At 69.0% G+C, this 6,835-nt stretch carries 7 protein-coding genes; 5 read left to right on the top strand and 2 right to left on the bottom strand.

Features of this window, described 5'->3' with window-relative positions; translation table 11 throughout:
* The coding region (locus G6023_RS14120) for an MFS transporter (RefSeq protein ID WP_182636101.1) at positions 1 to 1,153 on the top strand (1,153 nt) is incomplete at its 5' end.
* A 3-nt stretch (positions 1,154 to 1,156) separates the two neighbouring features.
* On the opposite strand, the gene G6023_RS14125 is transcribed toward G6023_RS14120, so the two are convergent.
* The gene (locus G6023_RS14125) at positions 1,157 to 1,744 is read right to left on the bottom strand and encodes a dihydrofolate reductase family protein (RefSeq protein ID WP_182636103.1); all 588 of its coding nucleotides are present in this window, start codon (positions 1,742 to 1,744) and stop codon (positions 1,157 to 1,159) included.
* 116 nt (positions 1,745 to 1,860) lie between these two features.
* Between G6023_RS14125 and G6023_RS14130 the strand changes: the two genes are divergently transcribed.
* From G6023_RS14130 to G6023_RS14140, 3 genes are all read left to right on the top strand, one after another.
* The gene (locus G6023_RS14130; protein WP_119192097.1) at positions 1,861 to 2,355 is read left to right on the top strand and encodes a glutathione peroxidase; all 495 of its coding nucleotides are present in this window, start codon (positions 1,861 to 1,863) and stop codon (positions 2,353 to 2,355) included.
* Positions 2,356 to 2,436: 81 nt separating this feature from the next.
* A complete protein-coding gene (locus G6023_RS14135; RefSeq protein WP_182636105.1) occupies positions 2,437 to 3,714 on the top strand; it encodes an alpha/beta hydrolase in 1,278 nt (425 codons plus the stop codon).
* Positions 3,715 to 3,821: 107 nt separating this feature from the next.
* A complete protein-coding gene (locus G6023_RS14140) occupies positions 3,822 to 5,006 on the top strand; it encodes an alpha/beta hydrolase (protein ID WP_182636107.1) in 1,185 nt (394 codons plus the stop codon).
* A gap of 120 nt (positions 5,007 to 5,126) precedes the next feature.
* Here G6023_RS14140 and G6023_RS14145 read toward each other — a convergent pair whose 3' ends face one another.
* The gene (locus tag G6023_RS14145) at positions 5,127 to 6,356 is read right to left on the bottom strand and encodes an aminotransferase class I/II-fold pyridoxal phosphate-dependent enzyme (protein WP_069389845.1); all 1,230 of its coding nucleotides are present in this window, start codon (positions 6,354 to 6,356) and stop codon (positions 5,127 to 5,129) included.
* Positions 6,357 to 6,451: 95 nt separating this feature from the next.
* Here G6023_RS14145 and G6023_RS14150 point away from each other — a divergent pair.
* Positions 6,452 to 6,835: GntR family transcriptional regulator (locus G6023_RS14150; protein WP_182636109.1), on the top strand; the 384-nt coding region annotated here is incomplete at its 3' end.

Here is a 6,835-nt window from a genome sequence, read left to right on the forward strand (position 1 = left end):
GCTGCCGCAGGCCTTCCTCACGCCGCTGGTGGTGCGGGTGCGCCGCCGCAAGTGGGTGTTCGTCACGGGCGCGCTGGTGCAGGCGGCATCGGTGGCGGCAATGGCCGCGATCGCCGCCCTCGGGCACGGGACGGCAGCGGGCGTCGGCATCCTGGTCGCGCTCGTGGTGTTCTCGCTGGGCCGCTGCCTGTGTTCGATCGCGTCGAAGGACGTGCAGGGCCGCACCATCCCGTCGGGGGAGCGCGGCCAGATCATCGGGTTGGCCACGTCGGCGGCGGGGTTGGTCGCGATCACGCTCGGCCTGGCCATCCGGATCCTAGGCGGCGGCGACCTCGACAGCACCGAACTGGCGTTCCTGCTGGTGGCGGGCGCGGTGCTGTGGTTGCTCTCGGCGTCGACGTACTCCCGCGTGGTCGAGCCGGCCGGCGACGGGCGCGCCCGCCGGGGAGCGAAGGACCACGGCGCGACGGAGGATCACGGCGCGACGAAGGGCCACGGCGCGGCCACTGGCGGTGCGTCGGAGGAGTCGTCGACGTGGTTCGCGGACGCGGCGCGACTGTTCCGGGACGACGCCACGTTCCGCAAGTTCGTGACCGTCCGCGGCCTGCTGCTGGTGTCCTCGCTCAGCCCGCCGTTCATCGTGTCGATGTCGGTCGCCTCGGGCACCGGGGCGCTGGCCGGGTTGGGTGGGTTCATCCTCGCCTCGGGCGTGGCGTCCCTCATCGGGGGGCGAGTCTTCGGGCGGCTGGCCGACCGATCGAGCCGACTGCTCATGGCGGGCGCAGCCACGGCCGCGTCGGCGGTGGCGGTCGCGTTGGTGCTCGCGGTCTCGATCCCGGGCTTCGACGGCGGGTCGGCACTCGGGGCCACGGTGTTCGTCGGGGCCTACTTCCTGCTCACGCTGCTGCACTCCGGCGTCCGCGTCGGCCGCAAGACCTACGTGGTGGACGTGGCCGAGGGCGATCTCCGGACCACCTACGTGGCAGTGGGCAACACGGCCATGGGGATCATCCTGCTGGTGGTGGGCGGGATCAGCTCGGCGCTCGCGGTGCTGGGCGTGCAGTGGTCGCTGATCTTCCTCGCGGTGCTCGGGGTGATCGGCGCGGTGTCGGCGGTGACGATGCCCGAGGTCTCCCGCGGCGCGGCCCGCTAGATCTCAGACGCCCGGGTCGAATCCGCCGACGTCGTAGATCAGCTTCTGCACACCGTTGGGGTACGCCTCGCTCTCGACCAACTCCAGCTTCTGCCGGGGCTTGTCGGTCTCGCTCCACATGCGCTTGCCGGCGCCGAGGACGAACGGGAACACCAGCAGGTGATAACGGTCGATGAGCCCGGCGTCGGAGAGGGTCCGAGCCAGCGTCGCCGACCCGTGCACGAGGATCGGCGCCGGTTCGGCCTCCTTCACCGCGGCCACCTCGTCGAGCGTGCGCAGGATCGTCGTCGTCCCCCATCCCTCGACGAGGTCACTCTCGGCCAACGTCGTGGACACCACGTACTTGGGCATGGCGTTGTAGCGGGGGAACTCGTCGTCCATCTGCGGCCACACGGCGGAGAACGCCTGGTAACTGACGCGGCCGAGCATCATCGCGCCGGCCTCGTCCTGTTCGCGGGCCTTGATCGAGTAGACGTCCTCGTCGAAGTCGACCGCGAACGTCCAGCCGGTGTTGCGGTACCCGGGCTCGCCGCCGGGGGCCTCGACTACGCCATCGAGCGAGACGAAGGCGGTGTAGATCAATCGGCTCACGGGCGGGCTCCTCACGCGCGGGTCTGCCAGAGTACGCCCGCACGCGGCGCCTGAAAACGGTCACAATGGCGTCGAGGGCCGGCCGACCGGGGTCGGGACGACGACGAGGAGTGCCCATGCGCCACGACCAGACCACTCTCGCGGATTTCCGGGCGAGCCTGCTCGACGGGAGCGGGAAGGACTTGTCCGACTACGCCGGGCAGGTCGTCCTGGTGGTCAACACCGCGAGCAAGTGCGGGTTCACACCCCAGTACAAGGGGCTGCAGAAGCTGTACGAGGAGTTCCGCGACGAGGGCTTTGTAGTGCTCGGGTTCCCGTGTGACCAGTTCGCGCACCAGGAGCCGGGCTCCGACGAGGAGATCGGTGCGTTCTGCGAGCGCAACTTCGGCGTGGAGTTCCCGCTGTTCTCCAAGATCGAGGTCAACGGATCGAGCGCCCACCCGCTCTACGAGTGGCTCAAGTCCGAGAAGTCCGGGGTGCTGGGTGGGCGAATCAAATGGAACTTCACCAAGTTCCTCGTGGGTCGCGACGGCCACGTGATCGACAGGTTCGGACCCAACCGGAAGCCCGAGGACCTGCGCGAGGCGGTCGAGGCGGCACTGCGGGGGTAGCGACTCGCACGGCGTGAGTAACGATTTGAGCTGAGAACGGATTAAGCTTCGTAAGTCACTACTTACAACATTTGGAGCTTCATGTCCTTCGGACTCCGCCGCGCCGCGGCTGCGACCGCCGGCGCACTCGCCGTCGCCCTGACCCTCGGGTCGGCCACTCCCGCTTTCGCCCAGACCGCCAGCATCGACCCCTCGACGCTCATCGACCCGTCGGCGCTCGGCCAGGAGGACTTCGAGGCGATCATCGACGCCGTCGGCTCCGTGCCGATCGGCTCGGCCGCAGGGATTCTCGGATCGGTCGGCTCGGCCGACGTCCCACTCGGGGAAGGGTCCTCGGAAACCGTCGGCACGCCCACTCCGGTCGACGAGTCGATCACCAAGACGGAGTTTCGTGGAATCGAGCGCTACCGCGCCGATAAGGCCGGGAACGATCAGGCGTACGAGTACTGGACCATCGCCTCGAAGGCAATGCAGCGTGAGATCACCGTCGAGGTCGTCCCCTCGCGCGGCACGGGCGAGGCGCCCGTCCTCTACATGCTCGACGGCGTGGGTGCGCCGATCAGCAGCACCGGCTGGGCTCACCAGGCGTACATCGCTGATCGGATGGAGGACGAGAACGTTCACGTGGTGAACCCGGCGGGTGCCTACGCCTCGTACTACACCGACTGGGAGGAGATCGACCCGGTCTTGGGCAACAACAAGTGGGAGACGTTCCTCACCGAGGAACTGCCGGCGATCGTCGATGAGCGGCTCAACACGAATGACAAGGCAGCCGTCGGCGGCATCTCCATGGGCGCTCAGGCGGCCATGCATCTTGCGGCTACACACCCCGATGTCTACGACGCCGTGATGTCGTTCAGTGGCTTCTACTCGACCATGGACGCCCTGGGGTACCAGACCGTGCGGCTCTCCGTTGAGACTCGCGGTGGAGACGTCGAGAACATGTGGGGCCCGCACCGTAGCGCGCGGTGGGCGGAGAACGACACCATCTCTCACCCGGAGGGTCTGCGCGGCAAGGCTGTGTACTTCTCGGCCGGAAACGCCGAGATCGGTCCCGATGACGTCAAGCAGTACGGTGCCAACTACCAGGACCTGATAATCGGGTTGGTGCTGGAGATGGGCGTGTACGAGAACTCGAAGGCCTTCGAGAAGGCACTCGATCGTGCCGGGATCGAGCACAAGGTGGACTTCGCCGACACCGGCCTGCACAACTGGCCGAACTTCCTCAAGAACTTCGAGTCCGGATGGGACTACATCAAGCCCGCCTTGTACGGCGGAGACGTCGAGCCCGGAACGGGCACCCCGGGTGCATCCGGCTCAGCCGGATCCCTGGGCTCCTCCGGGTCCACCGGTTCCTGATCGACCTTCTCGAGAAGCGGTCCTGCGCTCCCACACCGGGGCGCGGGACCGCTTCTGTATCGCTCGGCCGCACCCACCTCGGCCACACTCACAATGAGGGGACCCCGATGAACACCCGCGTCCGTCGCCGCGCAACCGTCACCGCCACCGTCCTCGCGGCCATCCTGTCCCTGGGATTCGCCGCGCCCGCCTCTGCCCAGATCGGCGGCGATATCGACACCTCGTCCCTGGGACTCGAGGAGGTGGAGCTGATCGGGTCTGCGGCCGGTTCCCTTCCGCTGGGCTCGACACTCGGGTCGCTCGGGTCGGCCGGTTCCACCAACATCCCGCTCGGCGGCACCGGGTCATACGTGGAGCTTCCCAACCCGCCGCGACCGCGCGACGACTCGATCGACTCGGTCGAGCTCCGCGCCATCACCCAGCACGGAGAGTACGAGCACTGGCTCGTCACCTCCGCCGCCATGCAGCGCGAGATCGTGCTCGAGGTGCTCCCGTCCCGCGTGACGGACAAGGGGTCGGCGCCCGTGTTGTATCTCCTCGACGGGGTCGACTCGGTCGAAGGAAACTCGGGCTGGAAGCGGGCCGGAAACATGCCCGCGCGCATGGCCGAGGAGAACGTCCACCTGGTGACACCCACGGGAGGCCCCTCCTCGTACTGGTCCGACTGGCTGAGCGAGGACGAGGTCTTCGGCTACAACAAGTGGGAGACGTTCCTCACCGAGGAGCTGCCCGACCTCGTCGAGGCGGAACTGGCGACCCGGGGCACGAAGCACAACGGCAAGAACGGAATCGCCGGCGCGTCGATGGGTGCGCAGGCCGCAATGCACCTGGCGGCCACCTACCCGGAGCTGTACGACGGCGTCATGGCGCTCTCCGGCTACTACTCGACCACCGACGAGCTGGGCTACCAGTCGGTCCGTGGCTCGGTGGATGGGCGCGGCGGCGATTCCGCCAACATGTGGGGCCCGCGCGGAAGCGATCTGTGGAAGTACCACGACACGATCTCCCACCCGGAGGGTCTCGAGGGCACCGCGGTGTACTTCGCGACCGGGGGCACGGCGGTGTCCGAAGGGGATCTCCGGAACTACGGCGACGACTACTTCGCCATGCTGCAGGGCCTGGTGCTGGAAAAGGGGGTCATCGAGGGGGCCAGGAGCTTCTCCCGCGAACTCGACCGCCACGGCATCGCGCATCGCGTGGACTACGGCGACGAGGGCCTCCACGGGTGGCAGACGTTCGTCGACTACATCACGCCCGGTTGGAACCACATCAAGCCTGCGCTGCAGAACTGAGCGACGGCGGGAATCCCCCGCGCACGCCCGTCGAGAAGACAGTTCGGCACACCCGCCTCTCGCGCGACGTGTGCGGAACTGTCTTTTCGATGGAGTCGACGGAGTCGATGTGGCGGCTGGTCAGGCCGCGGCCAGCCGAAGGCGGTCGAGGTGCCGGGCGATCGCGTCGAGCGCGCGGTCGAGCACCGGCGCCTCCGGCAGGCACACGATGCGGAAGTGGTCGGGTTCGGGCCAGTTGAAGCCGGTGCCGTGGGTGACCAGCACGTGCTCGGAGCGAAGGAGGTCCAGGGCGAACTGCTCGTCGCTGGAGATGCCGAACATCTCGCGGTCGAGGCGCGGGAAGCAGTACAGCGCGCCCCGCGGCGCCACGCAGCTCACGCCGGGGATGGCGTTGAGGCGCTCGGCGGTCCGGGCCAGCTGCCGCTCGAGTCGGCCGTCCGGGTCCACCACGTCGTGGCCCCACGGTGAGTCCTCGGCCAGGGCGACGGGGATCGCGTGCTGCGCGGGGACGCCGGGGCAGACCCGCATGTTGGACAACAGGGTCAGTCCCTCCAGTAGGTCGGTGGCGTCGGCGATCGGGCCGGTCGCGACCACCCAGCCGGCCCGGTAGCCGCACACCCTGTACGCCTTGGACAGCCCGCCGAAGGTCAGGCACAGTACGTCGTCGCCGGCCGCCCACGCGGCGTGGTGGTGGCGGGCGTCGCCGAAGAGGACCTTCTCGTAGATCTCGTCGGACAGCAGGACGAGCCCGTGGCGGCGCGCGATGTCGGCCATCCCCCGGACGGTGTCCTCGCTGTACACCGCGCCCGTGGGGTTGTTGGGGTTGATCATCACCAGGGCGGTGGTGCGTGGGGTGACCCTGGATTCGATGTCCTCCAGCGACGGGTTCCAGCCGTCGGTCTCGTCGGCGAGGTAGTGTACGGGCACGCCTCCGGTGAGGTTCACGGCGCCCGTCCAGGTCGGGTAGTCGGGGGCGGGGACCAGGATCTCGTCGCCGGGGTCGACCATGGCCTGCAGGACCAGCGTGATGAGTTCGCTCACGCCGTTGCCGAGGAAGACGTTCTCGGTCGAGACGCCACCGATCCCGTGTCGGCGGTAGTAGTCCGCCACGGCCTCGCGGGCGGTGGGGATGCCGCGGGAGTCGGAGTAGGCCTGCCCGGCGGCGAGTCCCGCCGCCACCGCGTCGACGAGCTCCGGCCGGGCGGTGAGCCCGAAGGGGTGCATGTTGCCCAGGTTGAGCCGCAGGATGTCGTGCCCCTCGGCCTCGAGGCGCATCGCCTCGGTGAGGATCGGGCCACGCACGTCGTAGCGTACGTCGCGGAGTCGTCGGGACTGGCGGTAGGTCGTCATGGAACCCATCCCACCCCGAAAGTGGCGCCCCCGGGAGGTCCATTTTGCGCAGATGCGTGAGACCACTTTGCGGTGTCGTGGCCTACGCTCACCCCATGGCCCGTACCGCACGCCCCGGATCCCTGGTGGTGGGGCGGGTGTCGGGGGCTGCGGAGCTGGCGGACGCGATCATCGACCTGGTCGCCGGCGGATCCGTGGCCGACGGCGACCGGCTGCCCTCCACGCGCGCGCTCGCCGAGCAGACCGGACTCTCCCGCGGGACCGTGGTTCGCGCGTTCGATGAACTGTCGGCGGCCGGCTTCGTCGTCTCCACCCAGGGGTCGGGGACCCGGGTCGTCGCCGGAGCCGGTCAGGCTGCACGGGCCGGGGCGCGGACGCGCGGAGTCAGCCGAACCTCGTCGTCGTCGCCACTCATGCGGCAGGGCGCCCGCACCTCGTCACCGGAGGTTCCGGCGGCGACCACTGCGCCACCCGCGCCC

Origin of the sequence: Dietzia sp. DQ11-71, from assembly GCF_014144995.1 — a bacterium.
GTDB classification, from domain to species: Bacteria; Actinomycetota; Actinomycetes; order Mycobacteriales; family Mycobacteriaceae; genus Dietzia; species Dietzia kunjamensis.

Bases quoted from the DNA above. Each gene is read 5' to 3' on its own strand.
- G6023_RS14130 (WP_119192097.1), top strand. From the start codon at position 1,861: ATGCGCCACGACCAGACCACTCTCGCGGATTTCCGGGCGAGCCTGCTC.
- G6023_RS14135 (WP_182636105.1), top strand. From the start codon at position 2,437: ATGTCCTTCGGACTCCGCCGCGCCGCGGCTGCGACCGCCGGCGCACTC.
- G6023_RS14145 (WP_069389845.1), bottom strand. From the start codon at position 6,356: ATGACGACCTACCGCCAGTCCCGACGACTCCGCGACGTACGCTACGAC.
- G6023_RS14140 (WP_182636107.1), top strand. From the start codon at position 3,822: ATGAACACCCGCGTCCGTCGCCGCGCAACCGTCACCGCCACCGTCCTC.